This window comes from Pseudomonas farsensis (genome assembly GCF_014268805.2).
Lineage (GTDB): Bacteria > Pseudomonadota > Gammaproteobacteria > Pseudomonadales > Pseudomonadaceae > Aquipseudomonas > Aquipseudomonas farsensis.
The window spans coordinates 1,329,946-1,349,344 of the sequence record NZ_JABWRF020000001.1 but is presented as its reverse complement, the minus strand read 5'-3'; the positions used below and the strand labels follow the sequence as shown (position 1 = coordinate 1,349,344).

Sequence of the window (19,399 nt, the reverse complement as noted above, 5' to 3'; positions counted from 1 at the left end):
AGCTAAATGGCAACCGCCAGCGCGGCACCGGCCGCACGAATTCTGCCGCGCATCATCCGCGCCGGCGAAGCCCCGCATTACCTCGGCATGTGCCGAGCCGAATTCAACAAGACCGTCAGGCCTCATGTCAGCGAATTTCCGATCGGAGAGCGCGGCATCGGCTTTGACCGTGAAGAACTTGATGCCTGGGTGAATGACTACATCCAGGCCATGGCAATTGCTAAAGATGGCGCCCAGGGTCGACAATCGCCCGGCAGCGAGCGCCAATCAGGAGACAAAGGATGGCGCGAAAGACAATCACGGGCCTCTCGCAGAGAAACGGCATTTGGCACATCGACAAGAAAATCAACGGAGAGAGACTTTACGAAAGCACTGGAGTTGGTGACCGGGCGGAAGCAGAAAAGTACCTGATTCACCGACTGGAGCAGATCCGCCAGCGCAAGGTGTTCGGCGTTCGGCAGGTGCGAACGTTCCGCGAGGCTGCTACCAGGTATCTGCTCGAGCACAAGGATCAGCCTTCGATTAAGCTGACCGCGCTGTGTCTGCAGCAGCTTGATCCGTACTTGGGCGCGCTACCACTGACGCACATTGATGACCAAGCGCTGGCCCCATTCATTCGGGACCGACAAACAGACGAAGACCTGCCGAATGGAAAGGTGCGGAAGGCGGTCAGCAACAGAACGGTGAATATCGCCATAGAGCGGGTAATTCGCGTGCTGTCGCTGGCTTGCCGAAAGTGGCGGGATGAAGAGCGCAGGCCCTGGCTCGACAGTATCCCGCTACTGTCCAAGCTGGAGGAAAAGAGGTCAAGCCGAAAGCCCTATCCATTGTCATGGGATGAGCAATCGATTCTCTTCGGGGAGCTGCCGGACCATTTGCACAAGATGGCCTTGTTCAAGGTGAACACGGGCTGTCGTGAGCAAGAGGTCTGCAAGCTGAGGTGGGAATGGGAGATTTCGGTCCCCGAGCTGGGCACCAGTGTGTTTCTGATCCCTGCCGACTTTGGTGGTCGGCACGAGAACTCAGGCGTCAAGAACCGAGACGAGCGGTTGGTGGTGCTGAACAGCGTGGCCAAATCGGTCATCGACGGGCAGCGCGGGATCAGTCGGGAGTGGGTATTCCCGTACAACGGCACCGGGATGCACAGGATGAACGACTCGGCCTGGAAGAAAGCGAGGGTGCGCGCGGCAAAGCTCTGGCAGGAGCAACACTTGCGGCCGGCACACCCTGGGTTCGCTTCAATCAGGATTCACGATCTCAAGCACACTTTCGGCAGGCGCCTAAAAGCAGCGGGTGTTACAGAGGAAGATCGGAAGTCGCTACTTGGCCACAAGAACGGAAGCGTGACCAGCCACTATTCTGGCGCGGAGCTGGGACAGTTGATAGAGGCGGCAAACAAAGTTTCAGCGACGGACTCGCGTGGGCCGGTGCTGACCATTTTGAAGAGGAGGCAGGCGTAAAACCTAAGAAGTCACGCAAAAGTCACGCACATGAAAAAGGCCACTCCTTTCGGAAATGGCCTAAGTCATTGGGATTATTGGTCGGGACGGAGTGATTCGAACACTCGACCCCTTGCACCCCATGCAAGTGCGCTACCGGGCTGCGCTACGCCCCGACACTGTTCTCGATACCGCTGAGAACGCTTGAGAATTTAACCTAACCTTTTGAATATTGGAAGCTTTTTTTAAAAAACTTCCGCTCATCGGGTAATAGCTACTTCTTCAAAACCACCAACACATCCTCCAGCTCAGTAATCATCTGCCGCAGCATCTGCTTGTACTGGCTGGACTCATCCTTCACCTCATCGCTGGACATGCGTAAACGCGCACCGCCAATGGTGAAGCCCTGATCGTAGAGCAAAGCGCGGATCTGGCGAATCATCAGCACATCCTGGCGCTGATAATACCGCCGGTTGCCACGGCGCTTTACCGGGTTGAGCTGCGGAAACTCCTGCTCCCAGTAACGTAGCACGTGCGGCTTGACCGCACAGAGCTCGCTGACTTCACCGATGGTGAAGTAGCGTTTGCCCGGGATGGGGGGCAGCTCGTCGTTATGGCTTGGTTCCAGCATAGGCCTCTACCCGGGCTTTCAACTTCTGCCCTGGACGAAAGGTGACGACGCGCCGTGCGGTGATCGGGATCTCTTCCCCGGTTTTGGGGTTGCGGCCCGGCCGCTGGCGTTTGTCGCGAAGGTCAAAGTTGCCAAAGCCTGACAACTTGACCTGCTCGTTATCTTCAAGCGCGTGCCGAATTTCTTCGAAAAACAGCTCGACCAGCTCCTTGGCCTCTCGCTTGTTGAGCCCCAGCTCCTCGTACAGCCTTTCGGCCATCTCAGCTTTCGTCAGAGCACCCATGCCGTTATTTCCTTAACGTGGTGTTCAACCTTTGTTCGAGCGAGGTGAGGATATTTTGCAGGGTAGTGTTCACCTCATCGTCGTTAAGAGTGCGCGATGGATGCTGCCAGGTCAAGCCGACGGCCAGGCTTTTTCTATCAGGATCAATGCCTTTACCCTGGTAGACGTCAAACAGCCTGAGGTCTGTGAGCCATTCGCCAGCATTGTCACGAATTACTTCAAGCACCGCATTCGAAGCCACATCCCGGCCAGCGATCAGCGCCAGGTCACGACGGGTTTCGGGGAACTTGGACAATTCGCTGAACTTGGGCAGGCGCCCTTCCACCACGTCGCCCAACACCAGTTCGAACACATACACCGGGCGCTCCAGGCCCAGGGTCTTGGCAAGCTCTGGGTGAATGGCACCGAGGTAGCCGACTTCCTTGCCATCGCGCTCGATACGGGCGGTCTGGCCAGGGTGCAGGGCTGGGTGCTTGCCACTTGTGAAGGTGAACGCGTCCAGGGCACCTGAGTAACCGAGCAGCGCTTCAACGTCAGCTTTCACATCGAAGAAGTCGATGGCGTCACGGCCGTTGGCCCAACCTTCTGGCAGGCGGCTGCCAGTTACCACGCCAGCGATCATCGGCTGTTGCTGCAGGTTGCCTAACTGGCCGACGAAACGCAGGCCACTTTCGAACAGGCGAACACGGTCTTGCTGGCGGTTGAGGTTGTGCTGCAACGCCTTGACCAGGCCCGGCCACAGCGAGGCGCGCATGGCGGCCATGTCGCTGGAGATAGGGTTAGCCAGCAGCAGCGGCTCGACGCCCGGGGTGAACAGCTCGAACAGCTTAGGGTCGATGAAGCTGTAGGTAATGGCTTCCTGGTAGCCGCGAGCGACCAGCAGGCGACGCAGGGTCGGCAGCTCACCACGGGTTTCAGGCTTGCCCTGCGGCGCCAGACGCGCCTGCGGGTAACGAACCGGCAGGTTGTTGTAACCGTACAGGCGGGCCAGCTCTTCGATCAGGTCGACTTCAAGGCTGATATCGAAACGATGGCTTGGCACGCTGACAGTCCACTGCCCTGCCCCATTGGCGCTGGTTTTCAGTTCCAGGGCGTTGAGCAATTGCTCGACTTGAGCAGGGTCCATCTGCATGCCGAGCATCTGGTCGATGCGGTCGGCACGCAGCGTGATCGGCGCAATGTTTGGCAGGTATTGCTCGCTGACGGCCTCGACGACCGGGCCGGCTTCACCACCGACGATTTCCAGCAACAGTGCTGTGGCGCGCTCGATGGCTTCGCGGGCCAACTGCGAGTCGACGCCGCGCTCGTAGCGGTGCGAGGCATCGGTGTGCAGGCCGTAGGAACGGGCCTTGCCAGCTACAGAAATGGGCTCGAAGAAGGCGCTTTCAAGGAACAGGTCGCGGGTCTTCTCGGTGTTGACGCCACTGTGCTCGCCACCCATCACGCCAGCAATCGCCAAGGCGCGGCTATGGTCGGCAATGACCAGGGTATCTGCACGCAGGGCGACTTCCTGGCCATCAAGCAGGACGAGCTTTTCACCCTCCTCGGCCATACGTACGCGAATGCCACCGTTGATTTCGGCAAGATCGAACGCATGCATGGGCTGGCCGAGTTCGAGCATCACGTAGTTGGTGACGTCAACGGCAGCGTCGATGCTGCGCACGTCGCTGCGGCGCAGGCGCTCTACCATCCACAACGGGGTCGGCTTGCTCAGGTCAACGTTACGGATAACGCGGCCAAGGTAACGTGGGCATGCGGCTGGGGCCGAAACTTCCACCGGGCGTACTTCGTCATGGACGGCAGGCACCGCGGGCACCACCGGGCGCGTGACCGGCACGTCGTACAGTGCGCTGACATCGCGGGCAAGGCCGGCCAGGGACAGGCAGTCACCACGGTTCGGGGTGAGGCCGATCTCGATGCTGGCGTCGTCAAGGTTCAGGTACTGCCGGATGTCCTGGCCAACCGGGGCGTCGGCAGCCAGTTCAAGCAGGCCATCGTTCTCTTCGCTGATCTGCAGCTCGGCGGCCGAGCAGAGCATGCCGAACGACTCGACGCCGCGCAGCTTGGCTTTTTTGATCTTGAAGTCGCCTGGCAGCTCCGCGCCGATCATGGCGAACGGGATTTTAATGCCTGGGCGCGCATTCGGAGCGCCGCACACGACCTGGAAGGTTTCCTGGCCATTGCTGACTTGGCAAACGCGCAGCTTGTCGGCGTCCGGGTGTTGCTCGGTAGCGAGAATTTCGCCTACCACGATGCCGCTGAACTGGCCGGCAGCTGGGGTTACGCTGTCGACTTCGAGGCCGGCCATGGACAGGCGGGCGACCAGTTCATCGCGGGAGACTTGCGGGTTTACCCAACCGCGCAGCCATTGTTCACTGAATTTCATGCTGTTCTCCTGAAAGTTGCGTCGATTGGCCTAGCGGAATTGGGCGAGGAACCGCAGGTCGTTGTCGAAGAACAGACGCAAATCGTTGACGCCATAGCGCAGCATGGCCAAGCGCTCGGCACCCATGCCGAATGCAAAGCCCTGGAATTCCTCAGGGTCGATGCCGGACATGCGCAGCACGCTTGGGTGGACCATGCCGCAGCCCATGACTTCGAGCCAGCCGGTCTGTTTGCAGACGCGGCAGCCTTTGCCCGAGCACATTACACACTGGATATCGACTTCAGCGGACGGCTCGGTGAAGGGGAAGAACGACGGGCGGAAGCGCACGGCCAGTTCTTTCTCGAAGAACACCCGCAGGAATTCCTCGATGGTGCCCTTGAGGTCGGCGAAGTTGATGCCGCGGTCGATCAGCAGGCCTTCGACCTGGTGGAACATCGGCGAGTGGGTAATATCGGAGTCGCAGCGATAGACGCGCCCCGGGCAGACAATGCGAATCGGCGGCTGGCTCGATTCCATGGTGCGGACCTGTACCGGCGAGGTGTGGGTGCGCAGCAGCATGTTGGCATTGAAATAGAAGGTATCGTGCATTGCCCGGGCCGGGTGGTGGCCTGGGATGTTGAGCGCTTCGAAGTTGTGGTAATCGTCTTCCACTTCCGGGCCTTCGGCGATGCCGTAGCCGATGTGAGTGAAGAACTGTTCGATGCGTTCGAGGGTACGGGTGATCGGGTGCAGCCCGCCGGTGGTCTGGCCACGGCCTGGCAGGGTGACGTCGATGCATTCTGCGGCCAGACGAGCGTTGAGCTCGGCCTCTTCGAAGGCGGCCTTGCGTGCGTTGAGCACCTCGGTGACGCGTTCCTTGGCGTCGTTGATCAGCGCGCCAACCTTGGGGCGCTCTTCGGCTGGCAGATTGCCCAGGGTCTTCATCACCTGGGTCAGTTCGCCCTTCTTGCCGAGATACTGAACCCGGATCTGTTCCAGGGTATTGATGTCTTCAGCGCGCTCCACAGCTTCAAGGGCTTGGGAGACCAGCGCATCCAGGTTTTCCATGTACAGACTCCAGATACGAAAATAGGGGAAGAGCTTTGAAGGCTCTTCCCCTATCGATGACGTTCAATGCCCGGCGGTGCTGGCACCACCGGGTGATTGTCGCGGGTACTTAAGCCAGAACGGCTTTAGCTTTCTCGACAATCGCAGCAAACGCCGCTTTTTCGTTCACTGCCAGATCAGCCAGAACCTTACGGTCGATTTCGATCGAAGCCTTTTTCAGGCCAGCAATCAGACGGCTGTAGGACAGACCGTTGTTGCGTGCACCGGCGTTGATACGAGCGATCCACAGTGCGCGGAACTGACGTTTTTTCTGACGACGGTCGCGGTAGGCGTATTGGCCTGCCTTGATAACAGCCTGCTTGGCTACACGGAATACGCGCGAACGAGCACCGTAGTAACCTTTAGCCAGTTTCAGAATTTTTTTGTGACGCTTACGAGCGATAACGCCGCGCTTAACACGAGCCATGAGTAACTTCCTCTATCTTAACCAGAATTAACGAACGCGCAGCATGCGCGCGACTTTCGCCACGTCAGACGGATGCAGCATGCTGCTACCGCGCAGTTGACGCTTACGCTTGGTCGACATTTTGGTCAGGATGTGGCTCTTGAAAGCGTGCTTGTGCTTGAAGCCGGTAGCCGTTTTCAGGAAACGCTTCGCAGCACCGCTTTTGGTTTTCATTTTTGGCATGTTGGAACTCCGCATTCGTTAAAATTACACATAATCATCAGGCCTGCCGTGCCCGGGAGATTACTTCTTTTTCTTGGGGGCGATGACCATCATAAGCTGGCGTCCTTCCATCTTAGGATGCTGCTCAACGGTGCCGTATTCGACGAGGTCAGCTTCAACCCGCTTCAACAGCTCCATGCCCAGCTCCTGGTGGGCCATCTCACGACCACGGAATCTCAAAGAGATCTTGGCCTTGTCCCCATCACTTAGGAAACGTATCAGGTTGCGTAGTTTTACCTGATAATCCCCATCCTCCGTCCCTGGACGAAACTTGATTTCTTTGATCTGGATGATCTTCTGGTTTTTCTTCGCTGCGGCCTGCTGCTTTTTCTTCTCGAACAGGCTTTTGCCGTAGTCCAAGACTTTACACACAGGCGGTACGGCATCAGCAGAAATTTCTACCAGATCCAGCTTCGCTTCTTCAGCGATACGAAGCGCTTCGTGGATCGAGACGATGCCCAGCTGTTCACCATCAGCACCGATTAACCTAACCTCTTGAGCCGAGATATTCTCGTTGATCGGGGCTTTCGGTGCAGCACGTTTATCGTTTCTCATTTCACGCTTAATAGTCATTTACTCCGATTCTTGGCGACCACGCCGGGAAACCGCTTGCGTCAGTAGCTCTGCGAATTGGGCGACGGGCATGGAGCCCAGGTCTGCGCCTTCGCGAGTACGCACAGCGACGGTTTGCGTCTCGACTTCACGATCCCCTATAACCAAAAGGTACGGGACCTTGAGCAAAGTATGCTCGCGGATTTTAAAGCCGATCTTCTCATTTCTCAAGTCCGACTTGGCACGGAAACCGCTACCGTTCAGAGATTTTTCAACCTCGAGGGCGAAATCGGCCTGTTTATCGGTGATATTCATGATCACCGCCTGGGTTGGCGCGAGCCAAGCCGGGAACACACCCGCGTAGTGTTCGATGAGCATGCCGATGAAGCGTTCGAACGAACCAAGGATGGCGCGGTGCAGCATTACCGGGCGCTTGCGCGCGTTGTCTTCGGCAATGTAGCTGGCGTCCAGGCGCTCGGGCAGGTTCGGATCGTACTGCAGGGTGCCGCACTGCCAGTTACGGCCGAGGCAGTCACGCAGGGTGAATTCGATCTTCGGGCCATAGAAGGCGCCCTCGCCTGGCTGGTATTCCCACTCCAGGCCCGATTCGTTCAAGGCATCGGCCAACGCACCTTCGGCGCGATCCCACAGCTCTTCGGAGCCGACGCGCTTGGCCGGACGGGTCGAAAGCTTCATGGCGACGTCGGTGAAACCGAAGTTCTTGTAAACGTCGAGGGTCAGCTTGATGAAGTCGGCGGCTTCTTTCTTGACCTGGTCTTCCGTGCAGAAGATGTGTGCATCGTCCTGCACGAAACCACGCACACGCATGATGCCGTGCAGCGCGCCGGACGGCTCGTTACGGTGGCAGGCACCGAACTCGGCCAGACGCAGCGGCAGATCGCGGTAGGACTTCAGACCCTGGTTGAACACCTGCACGTGGCACGGGCAGTTCATCGGTTTTACCGCGTAGTCGCGGCTTTCCGACGAAGTGGTGAACATATTCTCGGCGTAGTTGGACCAGTGGCCGGAACGCTCCCAGAGAATACGGTCGACAACCTGCGGGGTCTTGATTTCCTGGTAGCCGTTTTCACGCTGGACCTGACGCATGTACTGCTCGAGCACCTGGTACACGGTCCAGCCGTTGGCGTGCCAGAACACCATGCCGGGTGCTTCTTCCTGGAGGTGGAACAGGTCGAGCTGCTTGCCGATTTTGCGGTGATCGCGTTTTTCGGCTTCTTCGATGCGCTGGATATACGCCGCCAGTTGCTTCTTGTCAGCCCAGGCGGTGCCGTATACGCGTTGCAGCTGCTCGTTTTTGGCATCGCCGCGCCAGTAGGCGCCGGACAGCTTGGTCAGCTTGAACGCCTTGAGGAAGCGCGTGTTCGGCACGTGCGGGCCACGGCACATGTCGACATATTCTTCGTGATAGTACAGGCCCATGGCCTGCTCGTTCGGCATGTCCTCGACCAGGCGCAGCTTGTAGTCTTCGCCACGCTGGGTGAACACGTCGATGACTTCGGCGCGCGGGGTCACCTTCTTGACCACGTCGTAATCGGTGTCGATCAGCTGCTGCATGCGCTTCTCGATGGCGACCAGATCGTCGGGGGTGAAGGGGCGCTCGTAGGCGATGTCGTAATAGAAGCCTTCGTCGATCACCGGGCCGATCACCATCTTGGCGGTCGGGTACAGCTGCTTCACTGCGTGACCCACCAGGTGGGCACACGAGTGGCGGATGATCTCCAGTCCCTCTGCATCTTTGGGGGTGATGATCTGCAGGGTGGCGTCGTGTGCGATCAGGTCGCAGGCATCTACCAGCTTGCCGTCGACTTTGCCGGCGAGGGTCGCCTTGGCAAGGCCTGCACCGATCGAGGCGGCGACTTCGGCTACGGATACCGGCTTGTCGAACGCGCGTTGACTGCCATCGGGAAGAGTAATAGTGGGCATGGCGCCTCCTCTCCTAGTGGTGACCCCTACCAAAGGTCACGTGGGTTGGGATGAGCCAGTACAAGATCCGACCTGCCTTTCCATACGGAAAGCCTGCCTCACATTGGCAGAGACCTTTCGGCCTGTCAGCGACGAACCAGAGTGACTGGAAGGTAAAAAGAGTTGCGGCTGCAGGTGCAACCACAAGCCGGCCATGCTAGCACGGGGCTAGAGCGGCCGGCAGAAATATTTGGCAATTACCCAAGCGGGCTGAACTTGTGCGGAAAAAAACCGATCAGACGTGGTGAAGCAACCTACTCTTGATGAGACCTTAACCCAAGGAGTGTTCGGTTATGCGACTTCAGTCCCTTCTGGCCGCCTTTGCCGCGAGCGCCCTGCTGCTGCCGATGGCCGCCCAGGCAGGTAGTTTCCCAGCGGGCAAGGAGGCAGCCTATATGGCTCAATGCACACAAGTGGCGACCGGCCAAGGCGTTGACGCGGCGGCGGCGAAAAAGCACTGCGATTGCGGCGCTCAAGCCATCAAAAAGAATTTCAGCGACAAGGAGATCAAAGACCTCGACAGCAAGGATGGCGTCGACGCCACGCTGATGCAGCGCGCCCAGACAGTCGTACAGAGCGCTTGCAAGCCCAAATAATGAGGGCGGTTCGGCCAAACGAAGCATTATTTGCGCTGGATCAACATCCAGTGAATGTAATTAGCGCTAGATGCGTAGAAATGCACTATGATGTCCCCCGTGCTTCGTAACATTGGTTACAAGCACCTCGAAAAAAAATCATGTTTCTGGAGAGTCACCCCATGTCCAATCGCCAAACCGGTACCGTCAAATGGTTCAATGATGAAAAAGGCTTCGGCTTCATCACCCCACAAGGCGGCGGCGACGACCTGTTCGTACATTTCAAGGCCATCGAATCCGACGGCTTCAAGAGCCTGAAAGAAGGCCAGACTGTTTCCTTCGTCGCCGAGCGCGGCCAGAAGGGCATGCAGGCTGCACAGGTTCGTCCGGAGTAATTCGGATAGTTGTAAAAAACCCGCCACTTGTGGCGGTTTTTTTATTGGGCGCTGCAAAAGCGCCGCGAGCCTTCAGCCCAAGCAGCGCTGCAGGTTAGGCCATCAGCCACAGTTGACGCGGCTAACCACGCCTTTTTCATCGACGTTCAGGTTCAGGCGCTCGGAGCGGTACTCAAGGGTGATGACGTCGGTCGGCTTGAGAATACGCCCCATCTGCGAACCGCTGGCCTTGCGAGCCTGCTCAAGCAGCTCAGGGGTGGCCTGCTTGCCGAGGGTAAAGTCGGCACCACTGGCTTCGCAGCGGCCGTCATTGTTGGCCGCAGCAGCCGGGGCGGAATTGCCGCTCGAGGCGCCGTTAGAGCTGCAGCCTGCAAGAACGGTAGCCACCAGCAAGGTCGCCAGGGATGCGCGAGTACGGAACATGAATCCTCCTAAAAAACGGTCTGGGCATTGTCCATGCGACAACCCCGCCTACAGTTTTGTTGCAAAACCGGAAGATTCTGCCTGAACCCCACGCTAGACGCTAAACGCAATCGTGACCGGATTTTGCACCAAACCACAGGTTTGGGCCGGGGCCGTGCTTATGCTTAAGTCGCAGGGCCGCACTGCGCAAGGCATGATTTACTCCAAGGAGCGGAGCGCGCAACGGCTCCTTTCGAACACCAGGATTCGGTATTCGACCCTCTACCCAGGCGCCACGAGAGCCATTTATGAGCAGCCACAGCATCGATGCCGATATCAAGGTCAAATGGGCCGAGGGCCAAAGCGCCTACAGCCCCAGCACACCCGAGGAACTCCTGCTGATTGCCATCGACCTGCTGGTACGTGACCGCGGCAGCGAAGCCGCACGCGGCTTTATCGACCAGGTGTTCGAACGCTACGCGCCCCACGGCGCTATTGCAGTCGAGCCAAGCGGGCGCTGAGCAGATCGAAAAATCCCTGGGCATCGCCCTCTTCGATCCAGGTGACGTTTGCTGGCTGCTTGAGTACTCCGTACCAGTCAGCTACGGTCTGGCCAAAAGTCGGGCCCTCGCGGCTGTCGACCACCAAGTGTATGTCGCGCCCCTTGAACAGGGACGGCTCAAGCAGATAGGCAATGACACTGGCATCGTGCACCGGGCCGCCAGGCATACCGTACTGCTGCATGTCGTGTTGAACGTAGGCATTGAGGATGTCCACGACCCGTTTACTGGCCTTGTTACCCACCGCCGACAACTGCTTGAGGCGCGCTTCGCTGGTGAGCACCTTGTGGGTTACATCGAGCGGCAGGTAGGTCAGCTTGACGCCACTGGCGAGTACCACTTCTGCAGCATGAGGGTCGGCAAACAGGTTGAATTCTGCCGCCGGGGTGATGTTGCCGCCATTGAAGTGCGCGCCACCCATCACCACCACTTCTTTGATGCCCTTGGCGATGTCAGGCTGCTGAGCCAGCGCCAGGGCCAGATTGGTCTGCGGGCCGAGCATGGCGATGGTGATGCTGTGCGGCGGCGCTGAGCCGAGCGTTTCGACCAGGTACTGAACAGCATTACCTTTGGCAAGCGGCGCTCTGGGCTCGTGCACCTGAACCCCAGTCAAGCCCTCCTCACCGTGGACCTCGGCTGCATAAATGGGCGCACGGACCAGCGGGCGCCCTGCCCCGGCATACACCGGGATATCCTCGCGCCCACCCCACTCCCTGGCCAGCCGGGCATTGCGCGAGGTTTTCTCCAGGCGCACATTGCCAGCAACCGTGGTGATGGCGCGGATGTTGAGTTGCTCAGGGGAAGCCATGGCCAACAGCAGAGCGACGACATCGTCGGCCCCAGGGTCGGTGTCGATGATCAGGTCGCGGGGAGCGGCCATCAGGCTACTAGAGGCGAATGCAGACACCATGATGACTCCTTGCAGCAGTCGCTTTGCGGCTTTGAACGACATGGGTGATCACTCCTTGTTGTCATAGGCGGTATGAGGCCCGAGCCATTAGGCCCACTACCCCCGCCGCACGGGGTAGAGGCCCATGCCTCAGAACGTGACGCCAGCGACCAGCGCTATGTTGCTGTACGGCTGGCATTCGCCAGTGCGGACCACCGCCCGTGCCTCATGGCACAAGGCCTTGAACGCTGCGTGGCTGATGTTCTCACGCTGGCCGATCTGGCCCTGGGCATGCAACTGCTCGACCTGCGCCAGCCCAGGCGGTGCAACTTCGAACATTTCTTCGGCGAGGACGTGCCGCTCCACCTGCATTTCAGTCAGCACCACGCGCACCACACTCGCAAAATCCGGAATCCCCGGTGTCAGCGCCAGGTCAATAAGCTCGACGCCCGGCGGCACTGGCAGGCCGGCATCGCCGATCACCAGAATGTCGCCATGACCCAGGCCTGCGATGGTGCGCGAAAGGGCAATATTCAACAGTGCGGTCTTTTTCACGGGGCGAGCTCCGCCAAGTAAGGTATGGACGGCTGAGCGCCTGCACGTGTGACGGAAATAGCTGCGGCCTGCTGGCCGAAAACAATCGCCTCAGGCAGCGCCATGCCGCGCGCCAGGCTGGCAGCAAAGCCGCCAACGAAGGTGTCGCCTGCCGCGGTTGTATCCAGCGCCGTGACCGCAGCCACCGGAAAATGCTGGGCGCCCTGCTCACTCACATACAGCGCGCCCTGGGCGCCAAGGGTGACGATCACCTGCCCTGCGCCCAGTTCGCGCAAACGTTCGGCGGCAAGCTGAGCGCTGGCCAGGTCGCTCACCGGCAAGCCCGTCAACGCCTGCGCCTCGCTTTCATTGGGAATCAGGTAGTCGATGTGGGCATACCAGGACTGTGGCAACGGCCCGGTAGCCGGCGCCGGGTTGAGGATTACCGTCTTGTCCAGCTCACGTCCCCGTGCCAGCGCCCAGGCTACGGTGTCTGCAGGCACCTCAAGCTGGCAAATGAGCACATCAGCGCCTTGCAGCAACGCATCGTAGCGCTGCACCGCTTCCGGGCTTAGCAAGCCATTACTACCCGGAACCACAACGATCGCGTTCTGGCTTGCAGCATCCACCACAATCAGTGCCACGCCGCTGGATACACCGGCACATTCCCCTACCCCCTGGCAGTCGACCCCCTCCACCTCCAGAGCTTGGCGCAACTGTGGGCCGTAGGCGTCATCCCCTACGTTGCCGATCATCGCCACACTGGCACCGAGCCTGGCCACGGCCACCGCCTGATTGGCGCCCTTGCCACCCGGTACAGTAAAGAAGCGCTCACCGGGCAAGGTTTCCCCGCCGCGTGGCAAGCGCTGAGCGCGCGCCACCAGGTCCATATTGAGGCTGCCGACCACTACAACCTTGGCATCCATGGGTATTTCCTTAACGGTAATCGTTGAACAGGTCCGGGCGCGGCCCGGTGGATTCGCGCAGCACGATACGAGGCGCGACAATTCGATGCTCGGCATTGCCCTGACGCGCAGTGGCGATACGCGATAGCAGCAATGCCGCCGCACTCTCGCCCAGCTCGCGAATCGACTGGCCGACCGTGGTCAGCGCCGGATAGACGTAGCGGCTAAGTTCGATATCGTCGAAGCCGATCACCGACAGTTCGCCGGGCACATTGATATTGCGTTCGGCCGCCGCACGCAGCACGCCGAAACCGATCATGTCGTTACTGGCAAAAATCGCCGTGGGGCGTTTGCCATCGAGCAGGCGCGCCGCTGCGGCATGCCCGCCGGGGCTGGTGAAGTCGCTATGGACGACACGACCATCAGCGACCTGAATGCCTGCTTCGGCCATCGCCCGTTGAAAACCGGCCAACCGTAGCTGGCCGACGCCGGTATCCACCGGCCCTGCGATTGTGGCGATATCGCGATGACCAAGCTCGAGCAGATGGCGGGTGGCAAGGTAGGCGCCGTGCTCGTGATCGATGCGCACCAAGTCAGCCTCCACGCCCTCCAGGGCGCGATCAACGATGACCATCGGGGTGCGCACGCAGCTCAGGCTTTCGAGCAAATCGCGGTCTTCACCCACCGAAGCCACTACCAAGCCATCAATGCGCTTTTCGAGCAGCACACGCAGGTAGCTGCGCTGCTTTTGTGGATCGTCGTCGGAGTTACACAGGATCACGCAATAACCGTTACGCTCGCAGGCATCTTCGATGCCCCGGGCCAGCTCGGCGAAGTACGGGTTGACGCTGTTGGGCACCAGCAGGCCAATGGTGGCCGTGCTGCGCGCCTTCAGCGAGCGAGCCACGGCACTCGGCACGTAGTCCAGCTCGGCGATGGCCGCCTCGACCTTCAGCCGTACATGCTCGCTGACCGGTCGGGTCTTGTTCAGTACATGGGAAACGGTGGTATAGGAAATACCCGCCATTGCCGCGACATCTTTGATGGTTGCCATGGGTTCAGTTCCGCCGGTTCGCACGCCGGCTGCGGTAAGTGTCGAGCACCACGGCGATGACAATCACGGCCCCGGTGATAATACGTTTAGTTGGCTCCGAAGCGCCGATCTGGGCCAGCCCTGCGGCGAGCACCGAGATGATCAGCACGCCAAAGAAAGTGCTGATGACAGAGCCTCGCCCACCCATCAGGCTGGTGCCGCCGATCACCACTGCAGCGATGACCTGCAGCTCAAGGCCGGAACCTGCGTTGGGGTCGGCAGCTTCCAGGCGGGAAATCTGGAACAACGCCGCCAGGCCCGCCAGCAGCCCCATCATGGTGAAGACCAGGATCTTGTAAGGGCGCGGGTCGATGCCAGCCAGGCGCACTGCCTCTTCGTTGGTGCCAATGCCGATCAGATAGCGACCGAACACGGTACGGGTCAGTACCAACTGCGCCAGCACGATCACCAGCAGGGCGATGATGAATGCAGGCGAAATGCCAAAGGCAATGGGGTTGGAGAACCAGGCGAACGCGTCGCCAATATAAGCGGTGCGTGAATCGGTGAACTGGTACGCAAGGCCCCTGGCCATTTCCAGCACACCGAGGGAAACGATAAACGAGGGAATGCGCCAGGCCACGGTAATACTGCCAGTGATGCTGCCGGCCAGCGCCGCTACCGCCATCCCCAGCAACGCGGCCGGCACTACGCTCCAGCCCCAACCCAGAATTGCCACGCTAACTGCCGATGCGGCCAACGCCAACACCGAGCCGACCGACAAATCGATGCCGCCGATAATCAGAATGAACGTCATGCCAACCGCCAGCACCATCAGGTCAGGTATCTGGTTGGCCAAGGTGCTGAAGGTTGCGTAAGACAGAAAATGGCTGCTGAGCAGCGAGAACAGCACGATCATTGCCAGCAAGGCGCCCGCCAGGCCCAGGTAGGTGCCCAGGCCCAGATAAGTGCCGCTGCGGCGAACGGGCTTGGCGCCGGAGGTGTCGAGAGGTGTGGTTTTCATGCATCCATCCTGGGAGCTGCGTCGTGCAGCAAAGCATCGCGTTTCTGGTAGCCGGCAAAGGCGGCAGCAAGCAGCTGGTCCTGGCTCCAATTGACACGGTCGAAGGTGTCGATCAAGCGCCCGGCGGACAGCACAGCGATACGATCACAGATCAGCATCAGTTCGCGCAGGTCGCTGGACACCACCACCAGGGCCTTGCCCTGGCGCGCCAGTTCAGCCAGCAGGCCGTAGATATCGAACTTGGCACCAACATCGATGCCACGGGTGGGCTCGTCAAACAGCAGCACCTGGCAGTCGCGCTCCAGCCACCGGCCAATCACCACTTTCTGCTGGTTGCCACCGGAAAGCTCCGATACTGCCTGTGCAGGGCTGGCACTGCGGATGCGCATGGCGTTGATCTGGCGCTCGGCCAGGCTGCGCTCGGCAGCGCTATCGAGCACACCGGCTCGCGAAACAGCACCGAGATTGCCCAAGGCGATATTGGCGCTTATCGACTGGGTCAACAGCAGGCCTTCGCCCTTGCGGTCTTCGGTTATCAGCGCGATGCCGGCCTTGACCGCGGCCCTTGGGGAATCGATGGTGACCGGCACGGGCGGCTGGCCGAGGGCGATCTGGCCACTGTCAGCCTGATCGGCACCGTAGATCAAGCGCAGCAACTCGGTGCGCCCAGCGCCAATCAGCCCGGAAACCCCGAAGATCTCCCCCGCCCTGACCTCGAACGACACCTCGCGCACCTTGTCGGCGCGGCTGAGCTTGTCGACTTTAAGCAGCGGCGCACCGATCTGCCGGCGGCCAAGGTCGATATGCTCGCCCAGCTCGCGACCAACCATCAGGTTGACCAACTCGTTGCTGCTGTAACGTGCGATGGGCTCGGCGCAGACCAGCTTGCCATCGCGCAGCACGGCAATGCGCTGGGCAACGCGCTGTAGCTCTTCGAGGCGGTGCGAAATATAGACAATGGCAACACCGCGCTGGCGTAACCGGTCGATCTGGGTAAACAGCAATTCGACTTCGCGCGCGGTCAGCATCGCGGTGGGCTCGTCGAAAATCAGCACGTGGCAGTCGCCGATAAGGTTACGGGCGATTTCGACCATCTGTTGATGGCCAATACCCAGCTCACCCACCGGGGTGTCAGGGTCTATGGCATCAAGACCAACCTGGGCCATGGCGGCCGTCGCCAACTGGCGCAAGCGCTTGTGGTTGATCCAGCCCAGCCGGCTGGGCAAATTGTCGAGAAACAGGTTTTGCGCAACGGTCAGGGTCGGGAGCAGGTTGAGTTCCTGCATCACCATGCGCACGCCCAAACTTTCGGCCTCGGCGCGGCTGGCAGGCCCATAAGGCTGGCCACGGTAAAGCATGTGCCCGACAGTGGGCGTTTCCAGCCCACTGATCAGCTTGGACAGGGTCGACTTGCCGGCGCCGTTCTCTCCGGTCAGCGCCAGCACTTCACCACCGCGCAATTCGAGCGTGATATCACCGAGTACCGGCTGGGCATAGGTCTTGCCCAGGCCGGTAACACTCAGCACGGTTTCATGGGCCGACATGGCCACCTCTCTAAGGGTGCGAGTTACAGCGAATAATCTGGCCCGCCCCCAGAGGGGGCGGGCTTGGCGTCACTTGGTGATCAGCTTGACCGGCGTCTGGATCACGTTATCGGCGTTCACATCGGGCTTCTCGCCCTTGATCATCTTCAGGGCCGCCTGGATGCCAAACACAGCCTGCTGGCTTGCAGCCTGATCGAGGGTGGCGAGTACACGGCCATCGGCGAGCATTGGCTTGATGGCATTGATGTTGTCATAGCCAACCACCTGCACCTGGCCAGTCTTGCCGGCAGCACGCACGGCAGAAACCGCACCCAGTGCCATGCTGTCATTGCCGGCCAGCAGCGCCTTCAGGTCGGGGTACTCATTGAGCATCGAAGCGGCGACCGCATTGCCCTTGTCGATCTCCCAGTTACCAGACTGCACCGAGACGATTTTCATCTTCGCCTCTTCCATCGCGTCCTTGAAACCGGCGGTACGTTGCTGGGCGTTGGTGGTGGTGGACACGCCTTCGATGATGCCGACCTGGTCACCCGCCTTGAGCTTCTCCTTGGCCAGGTATTCACCCACCAAAGACGCACCCTTGCGGTTGTCTGGGCCTACGAAGGGCACGCTGATGCCCTTGCTCTTGAGCACATCAGGGTCGAGGCGGTTGTCGATGTTGACCACGGTAATACCCGCGTCCATGGCCTTCTTGATCACCGGCACCAATGCCTTGGAGTCAGCAGGCGCAATGACCAGCGCCTTGGCGCCGGTGGCGATCATCTGCTCGACGATGCGGATCTGATTGCCGGTGTCGGTTTCGTCCTTGATGCCGTTGGCGACCAGGTCGAAATCGTCAGGGTGTTCTTTCTGGTAGGCCTTGGCGCCGTCTTCCATGGTGCGGAAGAACTCATTGGCCAGCGACTTCATGACCAATGCAACCTTGGGTTTGTCTTCGGCATGGGCGCCAGCGATTGGCAACACCATCATCAGCGAAGAAAGTACGGCAACGGCCAGGGGGCGACCGGGGAACGGCAGTTTCATGAAGTTGACTCCGAATGTTGTGTTTTTTATCGGATGCAAACGTTTGCGGTAACCCACTATGGAAACAGGCCCGGCATTTGTCAAATTTGCCTCACCAGCGCGTTTCATCCTTTTTACCTGAGCGCTTCGGATTATGCGCAATGTATCCGAAAAACCGAACCGCTCTACTGTAGGTATTCGGAAAGCCGAACTGTAGGAAGTATCTGAGAAATACGCTAGGGAAATACTCTTCATGAATATCAACAAGTTAAAGGCAAAACGCGACGAACGGCCGCCGGTGGTACGAAACCTGCGTCAGCTGGTGTGCGACACAGCAAACATCTCATTTGGAAGAGAGAAGAAGAAATGATCGATACCGCCCTGAAAACCTTCGCCCCGGCCACCCTGGCCCTGCTGCTGGCACTGCCAACCATGGCCAGCGCGAAGGAAGTTGCGCAACAACAGAAGCTGGCCAATGTGGTCATTCTCGCCACCGGCGGCACTATCGCCGGCGCAGGCGCCAGCGCCGCCAACAGCGCCACCTACCAGGCTGCCAAGCTGGGTGTCGACAAACTCATCGCCGGCGTGCCGGAGCTTGCCGATATCGCCAACGTTCGTGGCGAACAGGTGATGCAGATCGCCTCTGAAAGCATCAGCAACGATGACCTGCTCAAGCTGGGCAAGCGCGTCGCGGAACTGGCCGAGAGCAAGGATGTAGATGGCATCGTCATCACTCACGGCACAGACACCCTGGAAGAGACCGCCTACTTCCTCAACCTGGTCGAGAAAACCGACAAGCCAATCGTTGTGGTGGGTTCGATGCGCCCAGGCACTGCAATGTCCGCAGACGGTATGCTCAACCTGTACAACGCCGTCGCCGTCGCCAGTGACAAGCAGTCGCGCGGCAAAGGCGTATTGGTAACGATGAACGACGAGATTCAGTCCGGCCGCGATGTCAGCAAAGCGGTCAACATCAAGACTGAAGCTTTCAAGAGCGCCTGGGGCCCGATGGGCATGGTCGTCGAAGGCAAATCCTACTGGTTCCGCCTGCCGGCCAAGCGCCACACCGCCAACTCGGAATTCGACATCAAGCAGATCTCCAGCCTGCCGCAAGTGGATATCGCCTACGGCTACGGCAACGTGACCGACACCGCCTACAAGGCTCTGGCCCAAGGCGGCGCCAAGGCTGTGATCCACGCCGGCACCGGCAACGGTTCGGTTTCGTCACGCGTCGTGCCTGCCCTGCAGGAACTGCGCAAGAATGGCGTACAGATCATTCGTTCGTCCCACGTCAACCAGGGTGGTTTCGTACTGCGCAACGCAGAACAACCTGATGACAAGAATGACTGGGTCGTCGCCCACGACCTGAACCCGCAAAAAGCACGAATCCTGGCAATGGTTGCAATGACCAAGACCCAGGACAGCAAGGAGCTGCAGCGCATTTTCTGGGAATACTGATAGCCCGCCCAGCCTCCCTTTGCGGGGAGGCTG

At 59.7% G+C, this 19,399-nt stretch carries 22 protein-coding genes and 1 tRNA gene; 6 read left to right on the top strand and 17 right to left on the bottom strand.

Going from position 1 to position 19,399, the window contains the following annotated elements:
* The first annotated feature begins 6 nt into the window (after window positions 1–6).
* Window positions 7–411 (top strand): helix-turn-helix transcriptional regulator, encoded by a 405-nt coding sequence (locus HU719_RS23750; RefSeq protein ID WP_346656566.1) that lies wholly within the window; start codon window positions 7–9, stop codon window positions 409–411.
* A complete protein-coding gene (locus HU719_RS05990; RefSeq protein ID WP_367616412.1) occupies window positions 297–1,460 on the top strand; it encodes a tyrosine-type recombinase/integrase in 1,164 nt (387 codons plus the stop codon). Before HU719_RS23750 ends, HU719_RS05990 begins: the two co-directional genes overlap by 115 nt.
* 78 nt (window positions 1,461–1,538) lie before the next feature.
* Here HU719_RS05990 and HU719_RS05985 read toward each other — a convergent pair.
* The 9 genes from HU719_RS05985 to thrS all read right to left on the bottom strand — a co-directional run bounded on the left by HU719_RS05985 (window position 1,539) and on the right by thrS (window position 9,009).
* Window positions 1,539–1,615: transfer RNA gene (locus tag HU719_RS05985), tRNA-Pro, on the bottom strand.
* Window positions 1,616–1,713: 98 nt separating this feature from the next.
* The gene (locus tag HU719_RS05980; RefSeq protein WP_186519064.1) at window positions 1,714–2,070 is read right to left on the bottom strand and encodes a MerR family transcriptional regulator; all 357 of its coding nucleotides are present in this window, start codon (window positions 2,068–2,070) and stop codon (window positions 1,714–1,716) included.
* Complete coding sequence (gene ihfA, locus HU719_RS05975; protein ID WP_009394049.1) at window positions 2,051–2,353, bottom strand: integration host factor subunit alpha; 303 nt, start codon at window positions 2,351–2,353, stop codon at window positions 2,051–2,053. The genes HU719_RS05980 and ihfA overlap by 20 nt, the downstream gene beginning before the upstream one ends.
* 4 nt (window positions 2,354–2,357) lie before the next feature.
* On the bottom strand, window positions 2,358–4,739 hold the full coding sequence (gene pheT / locus HU719_RS05970) for a phenylalanine--tRNA ligase subunit beta (protein WP_186535365.1): 2,382 nt from the start codon (window positions 4,737–4,739) through the stop codon (window positions 2,358–2,360).
* Window positions 4,740–4,769: 30 nt separating this feature from the next.
* Window positions 4,770–5,786, bottom strand: coding sequence for a phenylalanine--tRNA ligase subunit alpha (pheS, locus tag HU719_RS05965; protein ID WP_186535363.1), 1,017 nt, complete (start codon window positions 5,784–5,786; stop codon window positions 4,770–4,772).
* Window positions 5,787–5,895: 109 nt separating this feature from the next.
* Window positions 5,896–6,252 carry a 50S ribosomal protein L20 gene (rplT, locus tag HU719_RS05960; protein ID WP_009394046.1) on the bottom strand — a complete coding sequence of 119 codons (357 nt, stop codon included), beginning with the start codon at window positions 6,250–6,252 and terminating at the stop codon, window positions 5,896–5,898.
* Window positions 6,253–6,279: 27 nt separating this feature from the next.
* The gene (gene rpmI, locus HU719_RS05955; RefSeq protein WP_028696462.1) at window positions 6,280–6,474 is read right to left on the bottom strand and encodes a 50S ribosomal protein L35; all 195 of its coding nucleotides are present in this window, start codon (window positions 6,472–6,474) and stop codon (window positions 6,280–6,282) included.
* A 60-nt stretch (window positions 6,475–6,534) separates the two neighbouring features.
* Window positions 6,535–7,086: a translation initiation factor IF-3 gene (infC, locus tag HU719_RS05950; protein ID WP_186519070.1), complete on the bottom strand. Its 552-nt coding sequence runs from the start codon at window positions 7,084–7,086 to the stop codon at window positions 6,535–6,537.
* The gene (gene thrS / locus HU719_RS05945; protein ID WP_186519072.1) at window positions 7,087–9,009 is read right to left on the bottom strand and encodes a threonine--tRNA ligase; all 1,923 of its coding nucleotides are present in this window, start codon (window positions 9,007–9,009) and stop codon (window positions 7,087–7,089) included.
* Between the two features lie 332 nt (window positions 9,010–9,341).
* On the opposite strand from thrS, the gene HU719_RS05940 reads away from it, so the two are divergent.
* Both HU719_RS05940 and HU719_RS05935 read left to right on the top strand, forming a co-directional pair.
* On the top strand, window positions 9,342–9,644 hold the full coding sequence (locus HU719_RS05940) for a hypothetical protein (RefSeq protein WP_186535361.1): 303 nt from the start codon (window positions 9,342–9,344) through the stop codon (window positions 9,642–9,644).
* A gap of 161 nt (window positions 9,645–9,805) precedes the next feature.
* Window positions 9,806–10,018, top strand: coding sequence for a cold-shock protein (locus HU719_RS05935; protein WP_012273095.1), 213 nt, complete (start codon window positions 9,806–9,808; stop codon window positions 10,016–10,018).
* A gap of 102 nt (window positions 10,019–10,120) precedes the next feature.
* Here HU719_RS05935 and HU719_RS05930 read toward each other — a convergent pair whose 3' ends face one another.
* On the bottom strand, window positions 10,121–10,441 hold the full coding sequence (locus tag HU719_RS05930) for an I78 family peptidase inhibitor (protein ID WP_186535360.1): 321 nt from the start codon (window positions 10,439–10,441) through the stop codon (window positions 10,121–10,123).
* Window positions 10,442–10,728: 287 nt separating this feature from the next.
* Here HU719_RS05930 and HU719_RS05925 point away from each other — a divergent pair, with 287 nt between their 5' ends.
* Entirely contained in the window at window positions 10,729–10,941 is a 213-nt protein-coding gene (locus HU719_RS05925) for a hypothetical protein (RefSeq protein ID WP_186519078.1), read from the top strand.
* On the opposite strand, the gene HU719_RS05920 is transcribed toward HU719_RS05925, so the two are convergent.
* From HU719_RS05920 to HU719_RS05890, 7 genes are all read right to left on the bottom strand, one after another.
* Window positions 10,913–11,932 carry a nucleoside hydrolase gene (locus HU719_RS05920; RefSeq protein ID WP_186535359.1) on the bottom strand — a complete coding sequence of 340 codons (1,020 nt, stop codon included), beginning with the start codon at window positions 11,930–11,932 and terminating at the stop codon, window positions 10,913–10,915. The two genes, HU719_RS05925 and HU719_RS05920, sit on opposite strands and share 29 nt — an antisense overlap.
* An 87-nt stretch (window positions 11,933–12,019) precedes the next feature.
* Complete coding sequence (gene rbsD, locus HU719_RS05915; protein ID WP_186519082.1) at window positions 12,020–12,424, bottom strand: D-ribose pyranase; 405 nt, start codon at window positions 12,422–12,424, stop codon at window positions 12,020–12,022.
* Window positions 12,421–13,329: a ribokinase gene (gene rbsK / locus HU719_RS05910; RefSeq protein ID WP_186535358.1), complete on the bottom strand. Its 909-nt coding sequence runs from the start codon at window positions 13,327–13,329 to the stop codon at window positions 12,421–12,423. The genes rbsD and rbsK overlap by 4 nt, the downstream gene beginning before the upstream one ends.
* A gap of 10 nt (window positions 13,330–13,339) precedes the next feature.
* Window positions 13,340–14,362, bottom strand: coding sequence for a LacI family DNA-binding transcriptional regulator (locus HU719_RS05905; protein WP_186519086.1), 1,023 nt, complete (start codon window positions 14,360–14,362; stop codon window positions 13,340–13,342).
* Between the two features lie 4 nt (window positions 14,363–14,366).
* The gene (locus tag HU719_RS05900; protein WP_186519088.1) at window positions 14,367–15,362 is read right to left on the bottom strand and encodes an ABC transporter permease; all 996 of its coding nucleotides are present in this window, start codon (window positions 15,360–15,362) and stop codon (window positions 14,367–14,369) included.
* Window positions 15,359–16,906 (bottom strand): sugar ABC transporter ATP-binding protein, encoded by a 1,548-nt coding sequence (locus tag HU719_RS05895; protein ID WP_189659833.1) that lies wholly within the window; start codon window positions 16,904–16,906, stop codon window positions 15,359–15,361. Before HU719_RS05895 ends, HU719_RS05900 begins: the two co-directional genes overlap by 4 nt.
* 69 nt (window positions 16,907–16,975) lie before the next feature.
* Window positions 16,976–17,929 (bottom strand): sugar ABC transporter substrate-binding protein, encoded by a 954-nt coding sequence (locus HU719_RS05890; RefSeq protein ID WP_186535356.1) that lies wholly within the window; start codon window positions 17,927–17,929, stop codon window positions 16,976–16,978.
* A 345-nt stretch (window positions 17,930–18,274) separates the two neighbouring features.
* Here HU719_RS05890 and HU719_RS05885 point away from each other — a divergent pair, with 345 nt between their 5' ends.
* Entirely contained in the window at window positions 18,275–19,366 is a 1,092-nt protein-coding gene (locus HU719_RS05885; protein WP_186519094.1) for an asparaginase, read from the top strand.
* Window positions 19,367–19,399 lie beyond the last annotated feature (33 nt).